The 21,433-nt window shown below is 75.3% G+C and carries 20 protein-coding genes; 14 read left to right on the top strand and 6 right to left on the bottom strand.

The window, feature by feature from the left end:
• The first annotated feature begins 240 nt into the window (after positions 1-240).
• From AB0M11_RS04910 to AB0M11_RS04885, 6 genes are all read left to right on the top strand, one after another.
• The gene (locus AB0M11_RS04910; RefSeq protein WP_365701411.1) at positions 241-2,967 is read left to right on the top strand and encodes a GNAT family N-acetyltransferase; all 2,727 of its coding nucleotides are present in this window, start codon (positions 241-243) and stop codon (positions 2,965-2,967) included.
• 20 nt (positions 2,968-2,987) lie between these two features.
• Positions 2,988-3,716 carry a CBS domain-containing protein gene (locus AB0M11_RS04905; RefSeq protein ID WP_365701409.1) on the top strand — a complete coding sequence of 243 codons (729 nt, stop codon included), beginning with the start codon at positions 2,988-2,990 and terminating at the stop codon, positions 3,714-3,716.
• Positions 3,717-3,730: 14 nt separating this feature from the next.
• Positions 3,731-4,225, top strand: coding sequence for a flavodoxin domain-containing protein (locus AB0M11_RS04900; RefSeq protein ID WP_365701407.1), 495 nt, complete (start codon positions 3,731-3,733; stop codon positions 4,223-4,225).
• Between the two features lie 84 nt (positions 4,226-4,309).
• Positions 4,310-5,215: a universal stress protein gene (locus tag AB0M11_RS04895; protein WP_365701403.1), complete on the top strand. Its 906-nt coding sequence runs from the start codon at positions 4,310-4,312 to the stop codon at positions 5,213-5,215.
• A gap of 188 nt (positions 5,216-5,403) precedes the next feature.
• Complete coding sequence (locus AB0M11_RS04890; protein WP_365701695.1) at positions 5,404-6,471, top strand: zinc-dependent alcohol dehydrogenase family protein; 1,068 nt, start codon at positions 5,404-5,406, stop codon at positions 6,469-6,471.
• A 23-nt stretch (positions 6,472-6,494) separates the two neighbouring features.
• Complete coding sequence (locus AB0M11_RS04885) at positions 6,495-7,184, top strand: pyridoxamine 5'-phosphate oxidase family protein (protein WP_365701401.1); 690 nt, start codon at positions 6,495-6,497, stop codon at positions 7,182-7,184.
• 392 nt (positions 7,185-7,576) lie between these two features.
• Here the strand turns inward: AB0M11_RS04885 and AB0M11_RS04880 are convergent, their stop codons facing one another.
• Positions 7,577-8,242, bottom strand: a complete 666-nt coding sequence (locus AB0M11_RS04880; RefSeq protein ID WP_365701399.1) for a CBS domain-containing protein — start codon at positions 8,240-8,242, stop codon at positions 7,577-7,579.
• A gap of 180 nt (positions 8,243-8,422) precedes the next feature.
• Here AB0M11_RS04880 and AB0M11_RS04875 point away from each other — a divergent pair, with 180 nt between their 5' ends.
• Positions 8,423-8,719, top strand: a complete 297-nt coding sequence (locus AB0M11_RS04875) for a hypothetical protein (RefSeq protein ID WP_365701397.1) — start codon at positions 8,423-8,425, stop codon at positions 8,717-8,719.
• Here AB0M11_RS04875 and AB0M11_RS04870 read toward each other — a convergent pair.
• Positions 8,698-8,823, bottom strand: a complete 126-nt coding sequence (locus AB0M11_RS04870) for a hypothetical protein (protein ID WP_365701395.1) — start codon at positions 8,821-8,823, stop codon at positions 8,698-8,700. The two genes, AB0M11_RS04875 and AB0M11_RS04870, sit on opposite strands and share 22 nt — an antisense overlap.
• Before the next feature lie 216 nt (positions 8,824-9,039).
• Between AB0M11_RS04870 and AB0M11_RS04865 the strand changes: the two genes are divergently transcribed.
• The 5 genes from AB0M11_RS04865 (at position 9,040) to AB0M11_RS04845 (ending at position 15,043) form a co-directional block, all read left to right on the top strand.
• The gene (locus AB0M11_RS04865; protein WP_365701393.1) at positions 9,040-9,912 is read left to right on the top strand and encodes a universal stress protein; all 873 of its coding nucleotides are present in this window, start codon (positions 9,040-9,042) and stop codon (positions 9,910-9,912) included.
• A gap of 63 nt (positions 9,913-9,975) precedes the next feature.
• The gene (locus AB0M11_RS04860; protein ID WP_365701390.1) at positions 9,976-12,444 is read left to right on the top strand and encodes a glycosyl hydrolase family 65 protein; all 2,469 of its coding nucleotides are present in this window, start codon (positions 9,976-9,978) and stop codon (positions 12,442-12,444) included.
• A gap of 97 nt (positions 12,445-12,541) precedes the next feature.
• Positions 12,542-13,054 carry a DUF2231 domain-containing protein gene (locus AB0M11_RS04855; RefSeq protein WP_365701388.1) on the top strand — a complete coding sequence of 171 codons (513 nt, stop codon included), beginning with the start codon at positions 12,542-12,544 and terminating at the stop codon, positions 13,052-13,054.
• Between the two features lie 166 nt (positions 13,055-13,220).
• Complete coding sequence (locus AB0M11_RS04850; protein WP_365701386.1) at positions 13,221-13,847, top strand: hypothetical protein; 627 nt, start codon at positions 13,221-13,223, stop codon at positions 13,845-13,847.
• Positions 13,848-14,017: 170 nt separating this feature from the next.
• Positions 14,018-15,043, top strand: coding sequence for a 6-phosphofructokinase (locus AB0M11_RS04845; RefSeq protein ID WP_365701384.1), 1,026 nt, complete (start codon positions 14,018-14,020; stop codon positions 15,041-15,043).
• Positions 15,044-15,094: 51 nt separating this feature from the next.
• On the opposite strand, the gene AB0M11_RS04840 is transcribed toward AB0M11_RS04845, so the two are convergent.
• The 4 genes from AB0M11_RS04840 to AB0M11_RS04825 form a co-directional block, all read right to left on the bottom strand.
• The gene (locus AB0M11_RS04840) at positions 15,095-15,976 is read right to left on the bottom strand and encodes a universal stress protein (protein WP_365701382.1); all 882 of its coding nucleotides are present in this window, start codon (positions 15,974-15,976) and stop codon (positions 15,095-15,097) included.
• Between the two features lie 263 nt (positions 15,977-16,239).
• Complete coding sequence (locus AB0M11_RS04835; protein ID WP_365701380.1) at positions 16,240-16,701, bottom strand: CBS domain-containing protein; 462 nt, start codon at positions 16,699-16,701, stop codon at positions 16,240-16,242.
• A 28-nt stretch (positions 16,702-16,729) separates the two neighbouring features.
• Positions 16,730-17,719 (bottom strand): nitroreductase family protein, encoded by a 990-nt coding sequence (locus tag AB0M11_RS04830; protein WP_365701377.1) that lies wholly within the window; start codon positions 17,717-17,719, stop codon positions 16,730-16,732.
• Positions 17,716-17,949, bottom strand: coding sequence for a universal stress protein (locus AB0M11_RS04825; protein ID WP_365701375.1), 234 nt, complete (start codon positions 17,947-17,949; stop codon positions 17,716-17,718). The genes AB0M11_RS04830 and AB0M11_RS04825 overlap by 4 nt, the downstream gene beginning before the upstream one ends.
• Before the next feature lie 230 nt (positions 17,950-18,179).
• Between AB0M11_RS04825 and selA the strand changes: the two genes are divergently transcribed.
• Together selA and AB0M11_RS04815 are read left to right on the top strand one after the other, a co-directional pair.
• Positions 18,180-19,547: an L-seryl-tRNA(Sec) selenium transferase gene (selA, locus tag AB0M11_RS04820; protein WP_365701373.1), complete on the top strand. Its 1,368-nt coding sequence runs from the start codon at positions 18,180-18,182 to the stop codon at positions 19,545-19,547.
• A gap of 15 nt (positions 19,548-19,562) precedes the next feature.
• On the top strand, positions 19,563-21,419 hold the full coding sequence (locus AB0M11_RS04815; protein WP_365701370.1) for a SelB C-terminal domain-containing protein: 1,857 nt from the start codon (positions 19,563-19,565) through the stop codon (positions 21,417-21,419).
• Positions 21,420-21,433: the final 14 nt, after the last annotated feature.

The following is a 21,433-nucleotide window of genomic DNA, read 5'->3' as shown; positions in this document are numbered from 1 at the left end:
CCCGGCCCCCATCGACGGCGCCCCGCCCTGCCCTCGCCGGCCGACCGCCCCCCGGTCGCCCGCGAGGGCAGTCGCGTTCGGCGCCTTCCGCGCGTTCGGCGCGTTCGACGGCCGCGGTCCCGGCACGTCCGTCCTCCTGATCAGGGCCGTTCGGCCCTCGCCCGGCCCCGGACAGCCCATGGGGCCGCGGCCCGCCGCGCCGGATGCTCGTAGTGCCCACCGGTTTGGAGGAGAACCGCAATGACCGACTCGCTGCTCGAACGAGCCCCCGCCCACGCGCTGCTCGCGGACGGCACCACCGTATGCATCCGGCCCGCGACCCCCGGCGACCACGACCGGCTCAAGGGGTTCTACGACGCCATGTCCGCTGAGAACCTCCGCCTGCGGTTCTTCTCGGTCAGCCGGCGCTCCGCCGCCATGGCCGCCGACCGTGCGTGCGCTCCCGCCCGCCCCGGCTACCGGGCACTCCTCGCCGAGGCGCGCGGCCAGGTCCTCGGCCTCGCCGAGTACGAGACCGCACCCGACGCGGACGCCGGCGACGCAGCCGGCGACGGCAAGCACTCGGCGGAGATCTCCATCGCCGTGGCCGACGGACTGCACCACCGCGGCGTCGGCACACTCCTCGTCGAACACCTGGTCTCGGCCGCCCGCGCCGACGGCATCACCACCTTCACGGCCGACGCGCTCAGCGAGAACGGCGAGGTGCTCCGCCTCTTCGCCGACCTCGGCCTGCGCACGTCCCGCCGCTTCGAGGGCCCTCAGACGCGCTGCACCATCCACCTCGACCAGGACGACACCTACCTCACCGCCGTCGAGTCCCGGGGCCGCGCCGCCGACGTGGCGAGCCTGCGGCCGCTGCTGTGCCCGGAGGCGGTCGCCGTCGTCGGCGCCGGTCGCACACCCGGCTCCGTCGGCCGGGCGATCCTCCACCACATCCACACCGGCGGCTACACCCGCCGGCTGTTCGCCGTGAACCCGAGCGTGACCTCGGTCCTCGGCGTGCCGTGCTACCCGTCCGTCAGCGCCCTGCCCCGCACCCCGGACCTGGTGGTCGTGGCGGTGCCCGCGGCCGCCGTCGCGGCGACCGCCGAGGAGTGCGGCACGGCCGGCGTCCGCGCCCTCCTCGTCGTCACCTCGGGCCTCGACCCCGACCAGGCACAGGCGCTGCGCACCGCCTGCCGCACCCACGGCATGCGGCTCGTCGGCCCCAACTGCCTCGGCATCTCCAACACCGACGCCCGGCTGAGCCTCGACGCCACCTTCGCCGCCGAGCACCCCCGCCCGGGGGCGGCCGGCGTCGCCGTCCAGTCCGGCGGTGTCGGCATCGCCCTGCTCGACGGCCTGTCCCGGCTCGGCATCGGCGTGTCCTCCTTCGTCTCGCTCGGCGACAAGTACGACGTCAGCGGCAACGACATGCTCCAGTGGTGGGAGACGGACGGCCGTACCGACCTCGCGCTGCTGCACCTGGAGTCCTTCGGCAACCCGCGCGCGTTCTCCCGTACCGCCCGCCGGGTCGCCCGCCGGATGCCGGTGCTGACCGTGGACGCCGGCCGGTCCGCGGCCGGACGCCGGGCCGCCGCCTCCCACACCGCGGCCGCCGCCACCCCCACCATGACCCGCCGGGCCCTGTTCACCCAGGCCGGCATCACCGCCACCCGCTCGGTCGGCGAACTGCTCGAAGCGGCCGCGCTGCTGCACTCCCAGACCCTGCCCGAAGGCAAGCGCGTCGCCGTCGTCACCAACGCGGGCGGCGCCGGGGTGCTGGCCGCCGACGCCTGTGCCGAGGCGGGGCTCGCCCTGCCGGCGTTCACCCCGGCGACGGCCGAGGCCCTGCGCGCCGTGCTGCCCGGCGGAGCGGCCGTCGGCAACCCGGTCGACGCCACCGCCGCCGTGACCGAGGCACAGCTCACGGACTGCGTCGACGCGCTCATGGAGTACCCGGGCGTCGACGCGGTCCTGGTGGCCCTCGTGCCGACGGCCCTCGCCACCGCCACCGGCGACGACCTGGTGCGGGCCCTCACCGGGGCGCCCGGCCGCAGGCCCAAGCCGGTCCTCGCCGTCCGCCTGGAGCAGGACCTGCCGGTGCGGCTGCTGCCCGCCGCGGACGCGGGCGGCACCGTCCCGTCCTATGCCGAGCCCCAGGCGGCCGCCCGCGCACTGGCCCACGCGGCCGACCGTGCGGCCTGGCTGGCCCGCCCGGCCGGCACCGTACCGGCTCTCGACGACGTCGAGACCGAGCGCGCCCGCGCCCTCGCCGAGGCCCACCTCACGGCGCACCCGGACGGCGGCTGGCTCGACCCGCGCGGCTGCGCCGACCTGCTCGCCTGCTACGGCATCCCGCAGATCCCGTGGGCCTGGGCCGAGACCGAGGACGACGCCGTCCGCGCCGCCGACCGCCTGCGGGGCGCCGACGGCCGGGTCGTCATGAAGGCCCACTGGCCCGGACTCGTCCACAAGAGCGAGGAGCGCGCGGTCCACCTCGACCTGCGCGGCGAGCCGCAGGTGCGCGCCGCCTTCCGGGACCTCCAGACGCGCTTCGGCGACCTGATGACCGGCGTGGTCGTCCAGTCGCTCGCCCGGCGCGGCACCGAGCTGTTCGCCGGTGTCGTCCAGGACGAGGTGTTCGGCCCGCTGGTCCTGTTCGGACTCGGCGGCACCGCCACCGAGGTGCTCGCCGACCACGCCGCCCGGCTCGCCCCGCTCACCGACCACGACGTGCACGACCTGATCACGGCCCCGCGCTGCGCGCCCCTGCTCTTCGGCACCCGCGGCAACGGACCCGTCGACCTCGAAGCCCTGGAACACCTGCTCCTGCGGCTGTCCCGGATGGCGGCGGACCTGCCCCAGCTCGCCGAGGCCGACTTCAACCCCGTCCTGGCCGCACCGGGCGGTGTCACCGTGCTCGACGCACGGATACGGCTGCTGCCGCGCCTGCCCCAGGACCCCTATCTGCGCCGGCTGCGCTGAGGACCGAGGAGGAAACCGAGATGAGGCACAACAAGGTGGGCTCCGTGATGACCACAGACGTCGTCCACGCCGGCTACAGCACGCCCTTCAAGGAGGTCGCGCGGCTCCTCGCCGAACACCGGATCAGCGGGCTCCCCGTGGTCGACGAGGACGACAAGGTCATCGGGGTCGTCTCCGAGACGGACCTGATGGCCCGCCAGGCCACCGCCCCGGACCCCTCCGGGGCGAAGCACCGGGCAGGACTCGGCCAGCTGACGCGCGGCGGCCGGAGGCAGGAGGCCAAGGCACGGGCGCGCACCGCCGGCGACCTGATGTCTGACCCGCCGGTCACCGTGCACGCCGAGAACACCATCGTCGAGGCGGCCCGCACCATGGCCGAGCGGCACGTGGAACGGCTCCCCGTCCTCGACGAGGAGGACCGGCTGGTCGGCATCGTCACCCGCCGCGACCTGCTGCAGGTCTTCCTGCGACCCGACGCCGACATCCGCGCCGAGGTGACCGACGAAGTCCTCGTGCGCGCCCTGTGGCTGCCGCCCCACACCGTCGACGTGGCCGTGACCGAGGGCGTCGTGACGCTCACCGGCCACCTGGAACGCAGGACGGAGACCGAGATCGCCGTCTCCATGACCCGCCAGATCGACGGCGTGGTCGACGTGGTCGACAAGCTGACCTACCGCCTGGACGACGCCCGCGTCCGCGAGCACCAGGCCCTGCACGGCGCCGCCGACGACTGGCTGCGCGGACTGTGAGAGGAGACCGTCCCATGACCGCCACGGTGTTGGTCACCTACGGCACGAAGAACGGATCGACCGCGGACATCGCCGAGTCGATCGCCGGCACCCTGCGCGAGCACGGGCTGACCGTCGAGACGATGCGGGCCTCGTCCGTCCCCTTCGTCACCCGCTACGACGCGGTCGTGGTGGGCGGCGGACTGTACGCCGGCCGATGGCACAAGGACGCCCGCACGTTCGTCCGGCGGCATCGCCGTGACCTCGCCGGGCGGCCCGTCTGGTTCTTCAGCAGCGGCCCGCTGGACACCTCCGCCGCCGAGCGGGACATCCCGCCCGTGCGCGGGGTGCGCCGCGCGATGCGGGAGCTGCACGCCCGCGGCCACACCACCTTCGGCGGCTGCCTCGACGACGACGCGGACGGCTGGCCGGCCCGCAGGATCCTGCGCTCGGGCAACGGCGGTGACTTCCGGGACTTCGCGGCCGTGACGGCGTGGGCGTCCGGGATCGCCGCGGAGCTGAAGGACTGACCCCGGCAGACCGGCCCCGAGGACGACACCGACGGCCGGCCCGGGTCCGCGTCATGCTGGAAGTGAACCCCGGAGGTGGAGATCATGCCTCGAACCGTCACCGTGGGCCTCGACGGGTCGGCCGAGAGCCGGGCCGCCGCGGAGTGGGCGGCACGCGAAGCGCGACTGCGCTGCCTGCCGCTGAAGCTCGTGCACGTCGTGGAGCCGGACCCCGTACCCGTGGCGCAGGCTCCGCTGGTGGGCCCCGAGACCCGTCAGCACTGGACCCCGCGGCCGCCGGACGAGTCGGCGGAGGGCCTTCGGCTGCGCCATCCCGGCCTTGAGGTGCTCACCGAGCGGCTGACGGGCGCCGTGCCCGCAGCCCTGTGCGAGGCGGCGCGCGGCGCCGACCTCCTGGTGCTGGGCTCGCGGGGCTTCGGCGCCGTCGGCGGGTTCGTGGTCGGCTCGGTCAGCCTGGCCGTCGTGGCCCGCGCGGAGCGGCCCGTGGCCCTGGTGCGGGGCGGCGAGCAGGCCGCGGACGAGCACCGCACCGACCCGGCGGGCGTGCCGTCCGCCGCCACGCCCTTCCGGCCGGTCGTGCTCGGTCTCGACGTCGACCACCCGGACGACACCCTGCTGGAGTTCGCCTTCGACGCCGCCGCCCGCCGGGAGGCACCGCTGCGCGTGGTGTCGGCGTGGCCCGAGACGACCGCGGCCTCCTTCCGCTTCCCCGGTGACGCCGAGCTCCGGGACGACCTCGAACGCGGCCACCGGACCGCTCTGGCCGAGGCGCTGCGCCCCTGGCGGCAGAAGTTCCCCGGCGTCGACGTGATCGAGGCGAGCCGCTGCGGCAGCGCCGCACAGGCCCTCGTCGCCGCGGCCCGCGACGCGTCCCTGGCCGTCGTCGGCCGGCGCGTCCGCACCGGGACCCTCGGCGCGCACATCGGCCATGTCACCCACGCCGCCCTGCACCACATCGGCGCACCCGTCGTGGTCGTCGCGCACGGCTGAGAGCCCGGCCCGGAGCTCCGGCCCGTCCGGCGGGCCACCAGGGCCGGACGGCCCATGCGGACCCGGCCCGCAGGGGACAGGCTGGAGGTGCGGGGCTGTACCGGCGATCCACCGACGTCCGGCCGGAACCGCCGCCGGCGTCCGCCGCCCCCGAGCCCCGCCGCGGACCAAGGACGGTGAGCGACCCCATGAAGGCCTTCGTCTTCCACGGCCCCGGGCAGTCCGCCTGGGAAGAGGCCCCCGACCCCGCCATCAAGGACCCCACCGACGCCGTCGTGCGCGTGGACGCCGTCACGATCTGCGGGACGGACCTGCACATCCTGAAGGGCGACGTCCCCGAGGTGCGGCCCGGCACGATCCTCGGTCACGAGGCCGTCGGCGAGATCGTCGAGGCCGGCAGTGACGTACGGACGGTACGGCCGGGAGACCGCGTGCTGGTCTCCTGCATCAGCTCCTGCGGGCGCTGCTCCTACTGCCGGGAGGGCATGTACGGCCAGTGCCGCGGCGGCGGAGGCTGGATCCTCGGCCACCTGATCGACGGCACCCAGGCCGAGTACGTCCGCGTCCCCTTCGCGGACCTGTCCGTCCACGCGCTGCCCGGCACGGTGGACGGCAGGGACGCCGTGCTCCTCGCGGACATCTTCCCCACCGCCTACGAGGTGGGCGTCCTCAACGGCCGGGTGCGTCCCGGGGACACCGTCGCCGTCGTCGGCGCGGGCCCCATCGGCCTCGCCGCGATCACGACGGCACGGCTGTTCGCCCCCGAGCGGATCGTCGCCGTGGACCTGGCCCCGGCCCGGCTGGAGGCGGCCAGGCGCCTCGGCGCGGACGCCGTCGCGGACGCCCGGGAAACCCCGGAGCAGCTGATCGCCGACCTCACCGACGGACTCGGCGCGGACGTCGTCATGGAGGCCGTCGGCGTGCCGGAGACCTTCGAGCTGTGCACCCGCATGGTCCGGCCCGGCGGACGCGTCGCCAACATCGGCGTGCACGGCAAGCCGGCCACGCTGCACCTCGAAGACCTGTGGATCAAGAACGTGACCATCACCACGGGCCTGGTGGACACCCGCTCCACCCCCACCCTGCTGCGGATGGCCGCCGCCGGCCGGCTGCCCACCACGCAGCTGGTCACCCACACCTTCCCGCTGGACCACATGGCCGAGGCGTACGACGTCTTCGCCCGCGCCGCCGACACCGGCGCGCTCAAGGTGGTGCTCGGCGTCGAGCAGCACGAGGTCGCCGTCCGCGGGACCTGACCGACGAGAGGACGTGACCGGTCATGGCCGAACAGGTACGACCGCACACCCGACCGCACCGGGCGGAACGACCGCCGCTCGGGGACCTGGGGCGCCGCGTGGCGGCCCGCCGCGAGGAACTCGGGCTCACCCGCGAGGAGACGGCCGAACGGGCCGGCATCGCGCCCGGGTACCTGCGCTACCTGGAGGAACACCCCGAGGCCGCGCCGGGCACGGGCGCCCTGCTCCGGCTCGCCGACGTCCTGCGCACCACCATGTCGCACCTCACGGGCGGCGACCTCGACGTCCCGCCGGGCGCCGGTCCGGCGGGACAGCACCCCGAGATCTCGGAGCTGAGCCCGCCCGAGTGCCGGACCCTGCTCGGCTCCCACGGTGTGGGCCGGCTCGGCGTCGCCACCCCCTCGGGCCCGGTCATCGTGCCGGTCAACTACAGCGTGGTCGACGGCACGATCGTCTTCAGGACCGCCGACGACACCACCCCGTCCATGGCCCAGGGCCACCAGGTGGCCTTCGAGGTCGACCGCATCGACGACGCCTACGGCGAGGGCTGGAGCGTCCTGGTACGCGGACCGGCGAGCCGGGTCAGCGAGACGGAGGAGGTGCGGCGGCTCACCGCGGCGGTCCACAGCGGTCCGTGGGCGGGCGGCGAACGCGACCTGTGGGTACGGATCGAGCCGAGCTCCGTGACCGGCCGCCGCATCGAAATCTCCTGACCCTTCGTCACCGACGGCATCAGGGGCCGTCGGCCCACCGCGAGGACCGCGAGGACAGGGGCCGACCGGGCCAGGACAGGGCCGGTCGGCCCACTGCTCTCCCGACGCCCTTGCGCCAGGCTGCAGATGACGATCCGAGGGGAAGAGCGCGTGCCGACGGTCACGGGCCCGGTCCTGGTCCCGATTCCGGTTCCGGAGAAGAAGGCGGGAACCAGGACCATCCCGGTGCGGACCGGTTGAGCCCTGGGGGGGGGAGGAGGCCGGTCCCGCACCAGGGTGTGCGCGGCCGGTGCCCACCGGCCGCGCACACCGCCGTACCCGGCCGTTGCGGGGCGGGCCGGTGTCCCGGGGCGCGCCCGGCCGGGGAGCGTCATCGCGGGCCGCCGCGACCGTCATCGCGGATCGCTGCGCACGGACATCGAGGTGAGACGGCAGCGGACGTCGACCACGCCCTCGACGGTACGGGCCAGCCGCTCGGCCACCCCGGCCAGACCGTTGTCGTCGACCCACCCGGTGAGGGTGACGACGCCTTCGGCGACCTCGACCTGGATGTGATCGGCGGAGAGCGGGAAGAGACGGTCGACGACCTCGTGCCGTACCTCCGCGGCGAGTTCCTCGTCGCCGCGGAGGAAGACCTTCAGCAGGTCGGAGCGGCTGACGACGCCTTCGAGCAGGCTCTCGTCACTGACGACGGGCAGCCGCTTGACCCCGTGCCGGGCCATGACCCGGGCCGCCTGGGCGAGCGTGGCGTTCGCGTGCACGGTCACGGCGGGCGTGCTCATCAGCTCCCCGGCGGTCACCGCGCCGGCCTTCGCCAGGTCGTCGAGCCGCTGCCGCTGCGTGAACCGGTCCGGGTCGCTGTCCCGGAACTCCTCCTTCGGCAGCAGATCGGCCTCGGACACGACACCGATCACCCGGCCGTCGCCCTCCAGCACGGGCAGGGCGCTGACCTTCCACTCCTCCATCAGGGTGACGACGTCCTTGAACGGGGCGTCGCGGCCGACGGCGGCGACGGCGTGGGTCATCACGTCGCTCACGGTGTGCGCTGTGCCGGACATGGTCTCCTCCAGGGAAGGACGGTGGAGGCCGTGCGGCCCCTGATCCCAGGGTGTGCGGAGCCGGACCCGCCCGCCACGGGCCATGCGGGCCCGGCAAGGGGTCGTTCGGCCTCGGCCCCGCCGTCCGCGGGTGACCTGGGCCGGACCGCGTTGTCAGTGGCGGCTGCGAGGCTGACCGGTATGAACGGAGACGAGCAGCTGCTGCGCGGCCGGGTCTACGGCCACGACCACGACGATCCCGACCCCGGCCCGCTGCCGCACCGGACGTACGCCGCTCTCGTGGGCGGCCCGCTGGACGGACTGCTGCTGGACATCACCGGCTGGCGCCAGGAGGACGTCGCCGACGGCGCCGCGCTGCCCACCGAACTGTCACGCTGGCCCGGCGGCCGCGCCCTGTACGACCCACGCCCCGGCGAACCGCGCACCCCGGGCCCCGGTGTCGCCTGCCGCTTCCACTACTCCGGCGACACGCCCTGACCAGGAGCGGCGACGTGCTGCTCGGCCCGCGGCAGGTGCCTGTCGTCGGTCCGGCAGGTGAGGCCGCCGACGACGTCGACGACCCCGTCGAGGCGACGCGTCATGCCGACCGCGACGGGGATCTCGCTGCGCCGCTCCGGGAGCCCCCCGGTCCGGCGGGCCCGGGTCTCAGGCTCCGGCGGGGGCTCGGCGCCGACAGGGGCTGGTCGGGTACGCGAACGGGCCGATCGGCCCCTGCGGCCCGCTGCCGGACGGTGGGAGGGTGGCATCGGAGCCCCCTGCTGCACGACGTGGCAGTCCGACGAAAGGCGGTGGGGACGATGACCCTCCCCCTGGTCGTAGGCGTCGACGGATCGGACGGAAGCCTGCTCGCGGTCGACTGGGCGGTGGCGGAGGCCGCCCGCCACGACATCCCGCTGCGGCTGGTGTACGCCTCCCGGTGGGAGCGCTACGAGGGCGGAGTCCCGCTCGACGGCACGGAACGGCCCTCGGAACGTGTGCTGGCCGAACACGTCGTCGCCTCCGCGGCCGAGCGCGCCGCGCGGAGCGGTCCGGACGTGAAGGTCACCACCGACATCCTCCCCGACGACCCGGTGCGCGCCCTGCTGCACGAGGGCTACGAGGCACACGCCCTGGTCACCGGCAGCCGCGGCCGGGGCGAGCTGGCCGGGCTGCTGCTCGGATCGGTCGGCCTGGCGGTGGCGGGGAGGGCGCACTGCCCGGTGATCGTGGTCCGGGGCGACAAGGCCGGCCTGGCCGGCGGCCACGAGCGGATCCTGCTGGGCGCGGGGGAGCCCGCCACCGCGGGGGAGGCCGTGCGGTTCGCCTTCCGGGAGGCCGAGGTCCGCGGGAGCACCCTGGACGTCGTCCGGGCCTGGCGCTTCCCCGCCCACGAGATCGTCGGTCACGCGTCACTCGCGGAGGCCGCCCGGCGACCCGAGGAGGAGGCGTCGGCGCTGCTCGACAGGGTGCTCGGCGAAGCCGTGGCCGGCCATCCGGAGGTCCGGGTCCGCAGCGTGACCGCCGAGGGACCGGCCCACCGGATTCTGGTGCACCGCTCGGCCGCCGCCGACCTCGTCGTCCTCGGGGCCAGGCGGCGGCACGGAGCCGCCGGCCTTCAGCTGGGCCGGGTGGCCCACACCCTGCTGCACCACGCGGCGTGCCCGGTGGCGATCGTCCCGCAGCCGGTGTGATCGTTGGGGCGCCGGGATCGCCGTGCCGCGCCCGGGAGAGCGGTTCGAGGGCCGGGAGCCGAAGTGAGCGGCTGGACCTGGGAGTACGAGGGCTACCTGCCCGCCGACGAACGGCTGCGGGAGTCGCTGTGCACGGTGGGAAACGGCTACTTCGCCACCCGCGGCGCACTGCCCGAGTGCGCCGCGGACGACGTGCACTATCCCGGCACCTACGTGGCCGGCTGCTACGACCGGCTCACCTCCCAGGTGGCGGTCAACCAGGTAGAGAACGCCCACAACGCCCACAACGCCCACAACGCCCAGAACGCCGAGAACGCCGAGAACGCCGAGAACGCCGGGGCCCTCGGGACCGTCGAGAACGAGGACATGGTCAACCTCCCCAACTGGCTGCCGCTCCGGTTCCGGCTGCCCGGCGGCGACTGGCTCACCCCGGACACCGCCACGGTGCTCGACCACCGGCAGGTCCTGCACCTCGCCACCGGGCTCCTGGAGCGCCGCACCCGCTTCGCCCTCGGCGACGGCGGCGTGCTCTACGTCCGCCAGCAGCGCCTCGTCCACATGTCCGACCCGCACCTGGCCGCCCTGCGCACCGAGTTCACCGCCCAGGGCCACGCCGGGGAGCTGGAGGTCGAGGCCGCGCTCGACGGGGAGGTCAGCAACGCCGGGGTGCCTCGCTACCGCGACCTCGACGGCCGCCACCTGACCGACGTGCACAGCGGGGTGGCCGTCCCGGACACGGTGTGGCTGCACTGCCGTACCCGTACCTCGGACATCCGGATCGGCATGGCGGCCCGGCTGGTGAGCGACGTACCGGTCACCGGGGCGACCGCGGCGCCGACGCGCGCCGTGCAGCGCCTCCTGCTCCCGCTCACCCCCGGACGCACCCGCGTCGTCGACAAGATCGCGGCCGTCCACACCTCACGCGACCCCGCGATCGGCGACCCCCTGCGGGCCGCCGTCGACCGGGTCGCCGCCGCCCCCGGTTTCGGCTCCCTCGTCGCGGCGCACCGCGAGGCGTGGGCACACCTCTGGCGCCAGGCCGAGCTGGACGTTCCCGGCCGGGCCGGGCGGATCCTGCGGCTGCACCTCTTCCACGTCCTGCAGACCCTGTCCCCGCACACGGCCGACCTGGACGTCGGCGTACCGGCCCGCGGACTGCACGGCGAGGCCTACCGCGGTCATGTCTTCTGGGACGAGCTGTTCGTCCTGCCCTTCCTCAACCTGCACTTCCCGGAGGTCTCGCGCGCCCTGCTGCGCTACCGCCACCGGCGGCTGGGCCGGGCCCGCGAGGCCGCCGCCGCCCTGGGCCGGCGCGGCGCGCTGTACCCCTGGCAGAGCGGCAGCGACGGCCGTGAGGAGTCCCAGGCGCTGCACCTCAACCCCCGCTCCGGGCGCTGGCTCCCGGACCACTCGCGGCTCCAGTGGCACGTCGGCTCGGCGATCGCGTACAACGTGTGGCAGTACTGCGAGGCCAGCGGCGACACCGGCTTCCGGGACACCGAGGGCGCCGAGACACTCCTGGAGATCGCCCGCTTCTGGGCCGACTCGGCCATCTGGGACGACCGGCTCGGCCGCCACCGCATCCGCGGTGTCGTCGGGCCGGACGAGTACCACGACGCCTACCCGGACGCACCGGAACCCGGCCTCGACGACAACGCCTACACGAACGTCACCGCCGCCTGGGTGCTCACCCGCGCCCTCGAACTGCTGTACCTGCTGCCCGGACCACGCCGCCGTGAACTCACCGCACGCACCGGCCTGGACGACGCCGAACTCGCCCACTGGGAGGACGTGTCGCACACCCTGCACATCCCCTTCCACGACGGCGTCATCAGCCAGTTCGAGGGCTACGGCGACCTCGCCGAACTCGACTGGCCCGGCTACCGCGAGCGCTACGACGACATCCGCCGCCTGGACCGGATCCTGGAGGCGGAAGGCGACAGCGTCAACCGCTACAAGGCGTCCAAGCAGGCCGACGTCCTGATGCTGGGCTATCTCTTCTCACCGGCCGAACTCCGGTCCCTCTTCGAGCGGCTGGGCCACCCCCTGGACGACCGGACCTGGGCGCGCACGGTCGACTACTACCTGCGCCGGACCAGCCACGGCTCCACCCTCAGCGGCCTGGTCCACGGCTGGGTCCTGGCCCGTGCCCGGCGCGCGGACGCGTGGACGTTCGTCCAGGAGGCCCTGCGCGGCGACATCGCCGACCTCCAGGGCGGCACCACCGGGGAGGGGATCCACCTCGGCGCGATGGCGGGCACCCTCGACCTCGTCCAGCGGGGACTGACCGGACTGGAGACCCGCGAGGGAGCGCTCTGGCTCGATCCGGTGCCGCTGCCGGAACTCTCCTCGTACGCGATGTCCCTGCGCTACCGGGGGCACTGGGGCGTCCGGCTGCGCCTGCGTCGCGGACGGCTGGAGGTGCTGGTGCCCGCCTCGGACCGGGCGCCGATCCGCATCCGGCTCCCCGACCGCGTGATCCCGGTGGAGCCCGGGGACACCTGCCGGCTGGTGCTTCCGGACGGTGACTGAGGGGTGAGAGCCCCCTCAGAGGTGACTGAGAGGTTCCTGTGCAACGCTGAGGCGCCTTCCGTACCGACCCCTGACCGACTCATCCGAGGACCTGTTCATGACCCAGATAAACGGCCTGCCCGCCCATGTTCTGTTCGTGCACCTCGTCGTGGTGCTCGTCCCGCTGACCGCGCTGGCGCTCGTGGTCGCGGCGATCTCTCCGCGAGCCGCCCGGCGCATGGGCGTGGTCCTGCCTGTGCTCGCTCTGGTCTCGCTGCTCAGCGTGCCGCTGACGACCCACGCCGGTGAATGGCTGGAGCAGCATGTCACGGACAACGCCCTGGTGGAACGGCACGCCGAGCTCGGCGACGGTCTGCTCCCGTGGGCCGGCGGCCTCTTCCTCCTGGCGGCCCTGGTCTGGTGGCGCACCCGCGCCACCGCCGAGCCGCGGCCGGACGCCAAGGGCACGGCCTGGTCCGCCGCCCCGGTGCGCGTGGCGGCCGTGATCCTCTCGGTGGTGGTGGCGGCGGGCGCCGTGGTGGACGTCTACCGCATCGGCGACTCGGGCGCGAAGGCGGCCTGGCACGACGGCTACTCGAAGACCGCCTCGCACGACGACGCGGACCACTGACCCTCCCGCCCGGCTGACGGGTACTCAACGTCCCTCCGCAGGAGGGACGTTCGGCCCCGCGGGACGGGCGGTGCGGCCCCCTGCGGGGCGGCCGCCACAGGGGGACATTGAAGGTGCACCGAGAGTCGTCGGAAACCCGCACCACCCCCTGGAAGGGATGACCATCATGGCAGTCCACCACGACCACCCCCGTCGGCACCCGGGCTTCCGCCTGCCGTCCCCGCGCCGCACCGGTACGGCGCCCGCGTCCGCTGAGGTGACGACCGCGTCGGCGACGGCGACCAGCGCGTACGCGCTCGCCGGGCTCCGCCTGGTGACCGGGTTCGTCTTCCTGTGGGCGTTCCTGGACAAGACGTTCGGCTTCGGCTACGCCACGCCGTCCGGCAAGGGCTGGATCGACGGCGGCTCGCCCACCAAGGGCTTCCTCAGCGGTGTCGCCGCCGGTCCGATGCGGTCGACGTTCCACGACTGGGCCGGACAGGGCTGGGCGGACTGGCTGTTCATGCTCGGCCTGCTCGGCATCGGCCTCGCGCTGATCGCGGGCGTCGGCCTGCGGATCGCCGCGGTCGCCGGCACCTTGATGATGGCGTTCATGTGGATCGCCGAGTGGCCGCCGGCCAGGCACCTCGCGGACGGCTCGGCGAGCATGTCCACCAACCCGTTCGCCGACTACCACCTCGTCTACGCCGTCGTCCTGGTCGCCCTCGCGGCCGTCGGCGCCGGCACGGTCTGGGGCCTGGGCAGGCTCTGGGCCCGGCTGCCCTTCGTCAGCCGCCACCCCTGGCTGCTCTGACCTCAGGGAACGCACGACGACACGGCAGGCCCCCGTGAAGGGGGCCTGCCGTGTCGCCGCCTGTCCGCGGAGCGGTGCGGCCGGCGCCGCTCGCCTGCGGAAGCGCCGTCGCCCAGAATGGATCTCAGGACCGTCCGAGCACCTCACCCAGCCACAGAGGGGGAGGGAACATGAAGGTAGGAGTGCTGACCGGCGGCGGTGACTGCCCCGGTCTGAACGCCGTCATCCGCAGTGTCGTCCGCAAGGGGGTCCAGGAGTACGGCTTCGAGTTCGCCGGCCTCCGCGACGGCTGGCTCGGCGCACTGCGGGGCCGCGTGGTGCCGCTGGGCGTTCCCGAGGTGCGGGGGATCCTGCCGCGCGGCGGCACCATCCTCGGGTCCTCCCGTACCAACCCGTTCAAGCACGAGGACGGCGTGCGCCGCATCCGGGACACCCTCACGGCGCACGGCATCGACGCCCTGGTCGCGATCGGCGGCGAGGACACGCTGGGCGTCGCCGCCGAGCTGAGCCGTCAGGGGATCGCGATCGTCGGCGTGCCGAAGACCATCGACAACGATGTGCCCGGCACCGACTACACCTTCGGCTTCGACACGGCCGTGGGGATCGCGACCGAGGCCATCGACCGCCTGCACACCACCGCCGAGTCGCACATGCGGACCCTGGTGGTGGAGGTGATGGGCCGGCACTCCGGCTGGATCGCCCTGCACGCCGGCGTCGCGGGCGGTGCCAACGTGATCCTCGTCCCTGAACGACCGTTCGACATCGATCAGGTGTGCGCCTGGGTGAGGAGCCGCTTCGAGACCCACTACGCGCCGATCGTCGTCACCGCCGAGGGAGCCGTCCCCAAGGAGGGGCAGATGGTCCTCAAGGACCGGTCGCTCGACGAGTACGGCCATGTGCGGCTGTCCGGGATCGGTGACTGGCTGGCCCGGGAGATCTCGGAGCGCACCGGCACGGACGCCCGCACGACGGTGCTCGGCCACGTCCAGCGCGGCGGCACACCGAGCGCCTTCGACCGGTGGCTGGCCACCCGCTTCGGGCTGCACGCGGTCGACGCGGTCAAGGACGGCGCCTTCGGCACCATGGTCGCCCTGCAGGGCACCCGGATCGTACGGGTCCCTGTCCCCGACGCCCAGGCCAGGACCAAGGTGGTCGACCCGTCGCTGTACGACGAGTTCGAGGTGTTCTTCGGCTGACGGCCGGAACGCTCCCCGACGCCCGGGACCGTTGCGCTGCCTCCGCGGACGTCAGCCGTCGTGCGGCACGACCGCCACCGGGCAGCCGGCGTGGTGCAGCACGGCGTGCGTGACCGGTCCCAGCCGGTCCGCGCCGCCGCCCCGGCCCACGACCAGCAGACCGGCTCCGCGGGAGGTGTTCAGGAGCGCCTGCGCGGGATGCAGCAGGACGACGTCGGCGCGGACCGTCACCTCCGGGTGCCTCTCCCGCAGGGCACGCAGCGCGTCGGCGAGCCGCTGGACCTCCTGGTCCTCCCAGGTGGCCCGGTCCTCCGCGGCCACGAACAGGGTCCGGGGGGACACGGCCTCGGCGGGCAGGGCCCAGGCCCGCACCACCCGGAGCACCGCGCCGCGCGACCGGGCCGCCGCGAACGCGAAGTCCGCCGCCTGCGCGACCGGCCGACGCGCGCCGAAACCCACCACCACCGGACGGACGGCGCCCGCCGCACCCATGGCGTTCCCGAAACCGCCGGGCCGCCGTGCGGGCACCAGGACGACGGGGCAGCCGGCCGCGGCCGCCACCCGAAGGGCCACCGAGCCGACCGCGAGGCCGTCGAAGCCGCCCGAGCCCCGCGCCCCCAGCACCAGCAGCCCCGCATCGCCCGCCCGGGACAGCAGCGCCTCGGCCGGGGCGTCGGCGCTCTGCTCGCCGCACACCCGCAGATCCGGGTGCAGGGCACAGAGGTCGGAGACCACGCCGTGGACGATGCGCTCGCCCACCTGGTGCAGCGTCTGCCGGGCCTGGTCCGGAAGGACGTCGCCGGGCAGCGGCGGAGCGGCGTGCACGAGGTGCAGGGGCACGCCCCGCAGCACCGCTTCCCGCGCCGCCCATTCGGCCGCGGCGAGACTGTGCTCGGACCCGTCGACACCCGCCAGCACGGGCTGACCCATCATGTCCTCCTCCACCCGCCCGGCCCTTCGTCCCGCGCTCCCGCGCACTGTTCCCCCACGAGCCCCCCGCCAGGCGCACCGGACGAGACGTTCCCCCGTACGGGGACCGTTGGCCCGCACGCAGACCGTTGGCCCGCACGCAGACCGTTCGCCCGTGACGCCGCCCCGGTCCGGTTCGGCGTCCGCTCGGATCGGGTGTCGTCGCGCCGACGGACCCGCCGGGGAGAGGGGCGCAGCCTCGCCCGCGGGTGGCCCCGGAAACCGGTTCAGAACCCGGGCGGTGCCCCGTCCCCCGAGTCGTGGCCCGGGGGTTCCTGGAGCACGGTCCGGGCGACCGGCCCCAGCAGGTCGGCCAGTCGGCGGAAGACGTCGAGGAACAGGTCGTCGACCGTCAGCATGCCCGTCACCCGGCCCAGCTCCAGCACCGGCAGCCGGCGCACCCCGGTGCGGCGGAACGCCTGGTAGGCCGCCTGGAGGTCGTCACCCGCCGCGACGGTGACCACCCGGTCCGACATGACCGCACGGACCTCCGCGTCCTGGCCCAGGCCGCCGCCCAGGCCGCGCAGCGCGATGTCGCGGTCGGTGACGATGCCCAGCAGTGCCCCCGCGTCGTCCACGACGAGGACCGATCCGACGGCGGCCTCGGCCATCCGCCGGGCCGCCTCCGCCAGCCGTACGTCCGGTGCGACCGTCACCGGCGGCGCGGTCATCACCTCGGAGATCTTCATCCGGCAACTCCTCACGGGGGACCGCTTCTCAGACGACGTCGAGCACCTCGGCCACCGGGCGCCGCGGGCTGGGACTGCCCACCGGGCCGTAGCCGAGCCGGACGACCATCTGCACATGGGCCATGGCGGAACCCGGGTCGCGGGTCACCCAGCGCAGCTCCGGCCACTCCAAGGCCTGGGACGTCATCGAAGTGACCAGTCCGCCGACCGTGGCCAGGAGCAGGACCCGCTCCAGGGCCTGGCCCGCGCGCAGCCAGTCCACCGGTCCGTCGTGTGCGGTACCCAGCAGCGCGATCTGCGGGTTCCTCTCGAACACCGCCCAGCCGCGGCCGGGCACCGGCCGTCCGGCGGCGAAGTCGCGCACCGGGGTCGCCCGGCCGTAGCGGCCGGGCCCGAACGCCTCGGCGGGGATCCCGTCCGACGCCTCCCGGGGACCCGCGGGCCCGGTCCGGGCCCAGCGGACCGTCTCGGCGCGCACGCCGGCGTCGAGTGCCTCGCGGCCCTCGGCGTCCCGCACCAGCTCCAGCAGTTCCTGCACATGCCAGGCGCCGGGGAAGGCCAGCTGCGCGCCCTCCGCGCCGGCGGCCTCGCGCATCGCCTGCCGCAGGCCGGCCGGGACCGGCCGCTCCTCGTAGGGGTGACGGCTGGAATGGCGCCGCGGGATCGCCGGGTACAGCGCGGTGAGTGCCGGATCGGGCCGTCCGGCGCCGTTCAGGGCCACTTCGGCGAGGAGCGCCGGGTCCGCCGGGTCCGGCAGCAGCCGTACCACCGGGGCCCGTCCCGCCGCAGCGGCGGCCACCCGCAGATTGAACAGGGCCGCACCGCAGCCCAGGTGCAGGCCACGATCGTCCGGGTCGGTGCGCGGCAGCGCGCGTGACATGTCGGCGTACAGGCGCAGCACACCCTCGGCGGCGAGATGACGGAACCGCCACGGCTGCGCGTTGTGCTGCGACGGCGCCGCCGTGGCGTCGGCCACGAGCGCGGTGAGCGCGTTCGCGTCCACGTGGTGAGCGGTCACGATGACTCCCTTCGCCGGGCCCCCTTCCAGCGTGGACGATCACCACCGCGGCGGGGCATGGGCCGCATGGACCCGGCGGGGGACCAAGTGGACCCACGGCAGCCGGCGGCTCGGCCGGCGACGGACGGGACGACGAGGACCGGGCAGCGGCCGTGGTGCAGCACGCCCTGGCTGCCCGAGCCCCGTTGCAGGCCGGTGAGACCACCGCGTCCCCGGGTGCCGACCACCATGTCCCCGGGTGCCGACCACCACGCCCGGCGCGTGGGCCGACGCGTCGGCGATCACTTGCACGGGATGGCCGCCCGGCACTGCCGGTCTGTCTCGGGCCCGGATGGCGGTGGGTGCCGCGGCGGTGGTGTGCGCCGGACGCTCTCCGCGTGTCGGAGGGCCCGCCGGGGGGCACTGGAGGACGGTGGTAGTGCTCGGGCAGTCGGAGGCGGGGCGGAGGGACGGGAGCCGCATGGGTCCGCGGGACGCAGCGCAGGAGAAGGGCGTGGAGCCGGGGCAGGGGCCGTCCGGCACCGCCCGGCCGGGGTCCGACGTGCGCCGGCGGGTGCCGCGTACCGATGTCCTGTTGCGGGAGCCACGGCTGGCCGAGGCCGCGCGGCTGCTCGGCGCGCCCGTGGTCAAGGCCGCCGTCCGGGAGGCGCAGGAGCGGGCGCGGGCCGGGCGGGTGGCGCCGCAGGACGTGGCGGGAGCGGCGCTCGCGCTGCTCCCGGACACGGCGTGCGGGCTGCGCCCGGTGATCAACGCGACCGGCGTGCTCCTGCACACCAACCTGGGCCGGGCGCCGCTGTCGGACGCGGCCCGGCGCGCGGTGGCCGGGGCCGCGGGGCCCACCGACGTGGAGCTGGACCTGGACACCGGGGTACGGGCCCGGCGCGGGCGCACGGCGTTGCGGGCGCTGGCCGACCGGGTCCCGGCGGCGGGGGCCGTGCACGTCGTCAACAACGGCGCGGCCGCGCTGGTGCTGGCCGCGACCGCGCTCGCCGCAGGCAGGGAGATCGTCGTCAGCCGCGGCGAGATGGTGGAGATCGGCGACGGGTTCCGGCTGCCCGACCTGCTGGTGTCCACGGGTGCCCGGCTGCGCGAGGTGGGCACCACCAACCGCACCACCGCCGCCGACTACGCCGCCGTGGTCGGCCCCGACACCGCGTTCGTGCTGAAGGTGCACCCGTCCAACTTCCGGATCACCGGGTTCACCCGGGCCGCCGAGGTGCGCGAACTCACCGGGCTCGGTGTCCCGGTCGTCGTCGACATCGGCTCCGGGCTGCTCGGCCCGCACCCGCTGCTGCCGGACGAGCCGGACGCCACGACCCAGCTGCGGGCCGGCGCCGCCCTGGTCACGGCGAGCGGCGACAAACTGCTCGGCGGGCCGCAGTGCGGACTCCTGCTCGGCGAGGAGAACCTGGTCCGCGCCCTCGCCCGGCATCCGCTCGCCCGCGCCCTGCGCGTGGACAAGCTGACCCTGGCCGCCCTGGAGGCCACCCTCACCGGACCGCCCACGCCGACCGCCGCCGCGCTGACCGCCGACCCCACCGTCCTGTGCGAGCGCGCCGACCGGCTCGCCGCCTCGCTCGCCGCCGACGGCATCGACGCGCGGGCCGTGGACAGTGCCGCCACGGTCGGCGGAGGCGGGGCACCCGGCGTGACGCTGCCCAGTGCCGCGCTGTCGTTGCCCGAGCCGTTCGCCGCCCTGCTGCGGGCCGGGCGGGTCCCGGTGGTCGGGCGGCTGGAGGCGGGGCGCTGCCTGCTCGACCTGCGTTCGGTGCCGCCGGAGGACGACGTCCGGCTGGCCGGGGCGGTCCGAGCCGCCGCGCACGGATAGGGGGCGGGTGCCGCCATGCGGGTGCTGGCCACCGCGGGACACGTGGACCACGGCAAGTCCGCCCTGGTGCGGGCCTTGACGGGCATGGAACCCGACCGGTTCGAGGAGGAGCGCCGCCGGGGGCTCACCCTGGACCTCGGGTTCGTGTGGACCCGGCTCGGCGCGGACGGCGAGGAACTCGCCTTCGTGGACGTGCCGGGCCACGAGAGGTTCGTGGCGACGATGCTCGCCGGTGTCGGCCCGGTGCCCGCGGTGCTGTTCGTGGTGGCCGCCGACCAGGGCTGGCAGCCGCAGTCCGAGGAGCACCTGGCGATCCTCGACGCCCTCGGGGTACGGCACGCCGTCCTAGCCGTCAGCCGCAGCGACCTGGCGGACCCGGCGCCCGTGCTGGCCGACGCCCGCGAACGGCTTGCGGCCACCTCGCTCGGCACGGTCCCCGCCGTCGCGGTGAGCGCGGTGACCGGCGCCGGACTCGACGAACTCCGCCTGGAACTGGGAAAGCTGGCGGACCGGCTGCCGGTTCCGTCCGCCGCCGCGGACGTCCGGCTCTGGCTGGACCGGGCGTTCACGGTACGGGGACACGGCACGGTGGTCACCGGCACGCTCGGGGCCGGCACCCTGCGAGTCGGGGACCGGCTGGTGACAGGCGGTGACGACAGGGCCGCGCTGCGGGTCCGCGGCCTCCAGTCCCTGCACGAGGACCGCTCCGCCGTGCGCGGGGTCGCCCGCGTGGCCGTCAACGTGCACGGCCCCGGCGTCGGCGAGCTGCGGCGCGGGGACGTGCTGCTGACCCCGGGGCGCTGGCTGCATACCGGCCTGGTGGACGTCCGGGTCACCGGGGAGGCCGTCGCCGACCTGCCCCGGAGCGTGACCCTGCACCTCGGCACCGCCGCCGTCCCGGTGACCGTCCGCCCGCTGGGCGAGGACACCGCCCGGCTCGCCCTGGCCCGTGAGCTGCCGTTGCGCGTCGGCGACCGCGCGGTGCTGCGCGAACCGGGCGGCCGGCGCGTGCCCTCTGCCGCGACCGTGCTGGACGTCCGGCCGCCGCGGCTGGCCCGGCGGGGCGCGGGGCGGGCGCGGGCGGCCGAACTGGCGGGCCTGCGCGGTGCCCCGGACGGAGCGGCGGAGCTGCGCAGGCGCGGACTGATCCGGCGTCCGGAGCTGCTCGCGATGGGCGTCCCGGCGCCGGTCGCGCCCGTGGCCGGGGACTGGCTCGCCGACGCGGACCACTGGGCGCGGCTGGGCGGGAGCCTTGCCGAGGCGGTGGACCGGCACGCCGAAGGCCATCCGCTGGACCCCGGGCTGCCCACCGAGGCCGCCCGCCGGCTGCTGGACCTGCCCGACCGGGCCCTGGTCGACGCGCTCGCCGCCGCGACCCCCGGGCTCACCGTCCACCAGGGCCGCCTGTACGGCGGTCAGGAGCGGCGGCCGCCCCTGCCGCCCCCGGTGCAGAAGGCGGTGGAGGCCGTGCGCGCGGACCTCGACCGCGCCCCCTTCCACGCCCCGGACGCCGCCCGGCTTTCCGGACTGGGGCTCTCCCGCCGGGCGGTGGCCGCGGCGGAGGCGGCCGGGGCGCTGCTGCGGATCGCCGACGGGATCGTGCTGCTGCCGGGCGCGGACGCGCGGGCGGCCGCCGTCCTCGCACAGCTGCCCCAGCCGTTCACGCTGAGCGAGGCCCGGCAGGCCCTGGACACCACCCGGCGGGTGGCCGTGCCGCTGCTGGAGTACCTCGACGCCCACGGGTACACGGAGCGCGTGGACGGCACGCACCGACGCTGCCGGAGGCGGGCGGGGGACGGAGGCGGACGGGAATCGAACCCGTTTCTTGAGCATACTGTGACCTGCGACGATGCTTCTAACTCGGACAAATAGTTCCGTTTCGATAC

The sequence above is a fragment of the Streptomyces sp. NPDC051987 genome (genome assembly GCF_040680735.1).
Taxonomy (GTDB): Bacteria; Actinomycetota; Actinomycetes; order Streptomycetales; family Streptomycetaceae; genus Streptomyces.
Note: the sequence above shows the minus strand (reverse complement) of the source record. Positions and strands in the feature narration are given on the sequence as shown.

Coding starts and splice junctions, on each gene's coding strand:
- AB0M11_RS04880 (WP_365701399.1), bottom strand. CDS start 8,242: ATGTCCGGCACAGCGCACACCGTGAGCGACGTGATGACCCACGCCGTC.
- AB0M11_RS04865 (WP_365701393.1), top strand. CDS start 9,040: ATGACCCTCCCCCTGGTCGTAGGCGTCGACGGATCGGACGGAAGCCTG.
- AB0M11_RS04890 (WP_365701695.1), top strand. CDS start 5,404: ATGAAGGCCTTCGTCTTCCACGGCCCCGGGCAGTCCGCCTGGGAAGAG.
- AB0M11_RS04885 (WP_365701401.1), top strand. CDS start 6,495: ATGGCCGAACAGGTACGACCGCACACCCGACCGCACCGGGCGGAACGA.
- selA (WP_365701373.1), top strand. CDS start 18,180: ATGGGTCCGCGGGACGCAGCGCAGGAGAAGGGCGTGGAGCCGGGGCAG.
- AB0M11_RS04900 (WP_365701407.1), top strand. CDS start 3,731: ATGACCGCCACGGTGTTGGTCACCTACGGCACGAAGAACGGATCGACC.
- AB0M11_RS04905 (WP_365701409.1), top strand. CDS start 2,988: ATGAGGCACAACAAGGTGGGCTCCGTGATGACCACAGACGTCGTCCAC.
- AB0M11_RS04855 (WP_365701388.1), top strand. CDS start 12,542: ATGACCCAGATAAACGGCCTGCCCGCCCATGTTCTGTTCGTGCACCTC.
- AB0M11_RS04870 (WP_365701395.1), bottom strand. CDS start 8,823: ATGACGCGTCGCCTCGACGGGGTCGTCGACGTCGTCGGCGGCCTCACC.
- AB0M11_RS04840 (WP_365701382.1), bottom strand. CDS start 15,976: ATGATGGGTCAGCCCGTGCTGGCGGGTGTCGACGGGTCCGAGCACAGT.
- AB0M11_RS04835 (WP_365701380.1), bottom strand. CDS start 16,701: ATGAAGATCTCCGAGGTGATGACCGCGCCGCCGGTGACGGTCGCACCG.
- AB0M11_RS04825 (WP_365701375.1), bottom strand. CDS start 17,949: ATGGTGGTCGGCACCCGGGGACGCGGTGGTCTCACCGGCCTGCAACGG.
- AB0M11_RS04910 (WP_365701411.1), top strand. CDS start 241: ATGACCGACTCGCTGCTCGAACGAGCCCCCGCCCACGCGCTGCTCGCG.
- AB0M11_RS04875 (WP_365701397.1), top strand. CDS start 8,423: ATGAACGGAGACGAGCAGCTGCTGCGCGGCCGGGTCTACGGCCACGAC.
- AB0M11_RS04815 (WP_365701370.1), top strand. CDS start 19,563: ATGCGGGTGCTGGCCACCGCGGGACACGTGGACCACGGCAAGTCCGCC.
- AB0M11_RS04845 (WP_365701384.1), top strand. CDS start 14,018: ATGAAGGTAGGAGTGCTGACCGGCGGCGGTGACTGCCCCGGTCTGAAC.
- AB0M11_RS04895 (WP_365701403.1), top strand. CDS start 4,310: ATGCCTCGAACCGTCACCGTGGGCCTCGACGGGTCGGCCGAGAGCCGG.
- AB0M11_RS04850 (WP_365701386.1), top strand. CDS start 13,221: ATGGCAGTCCACCACGACCACCCCCGTCGGCACCCGGGCTTCCGCCTG.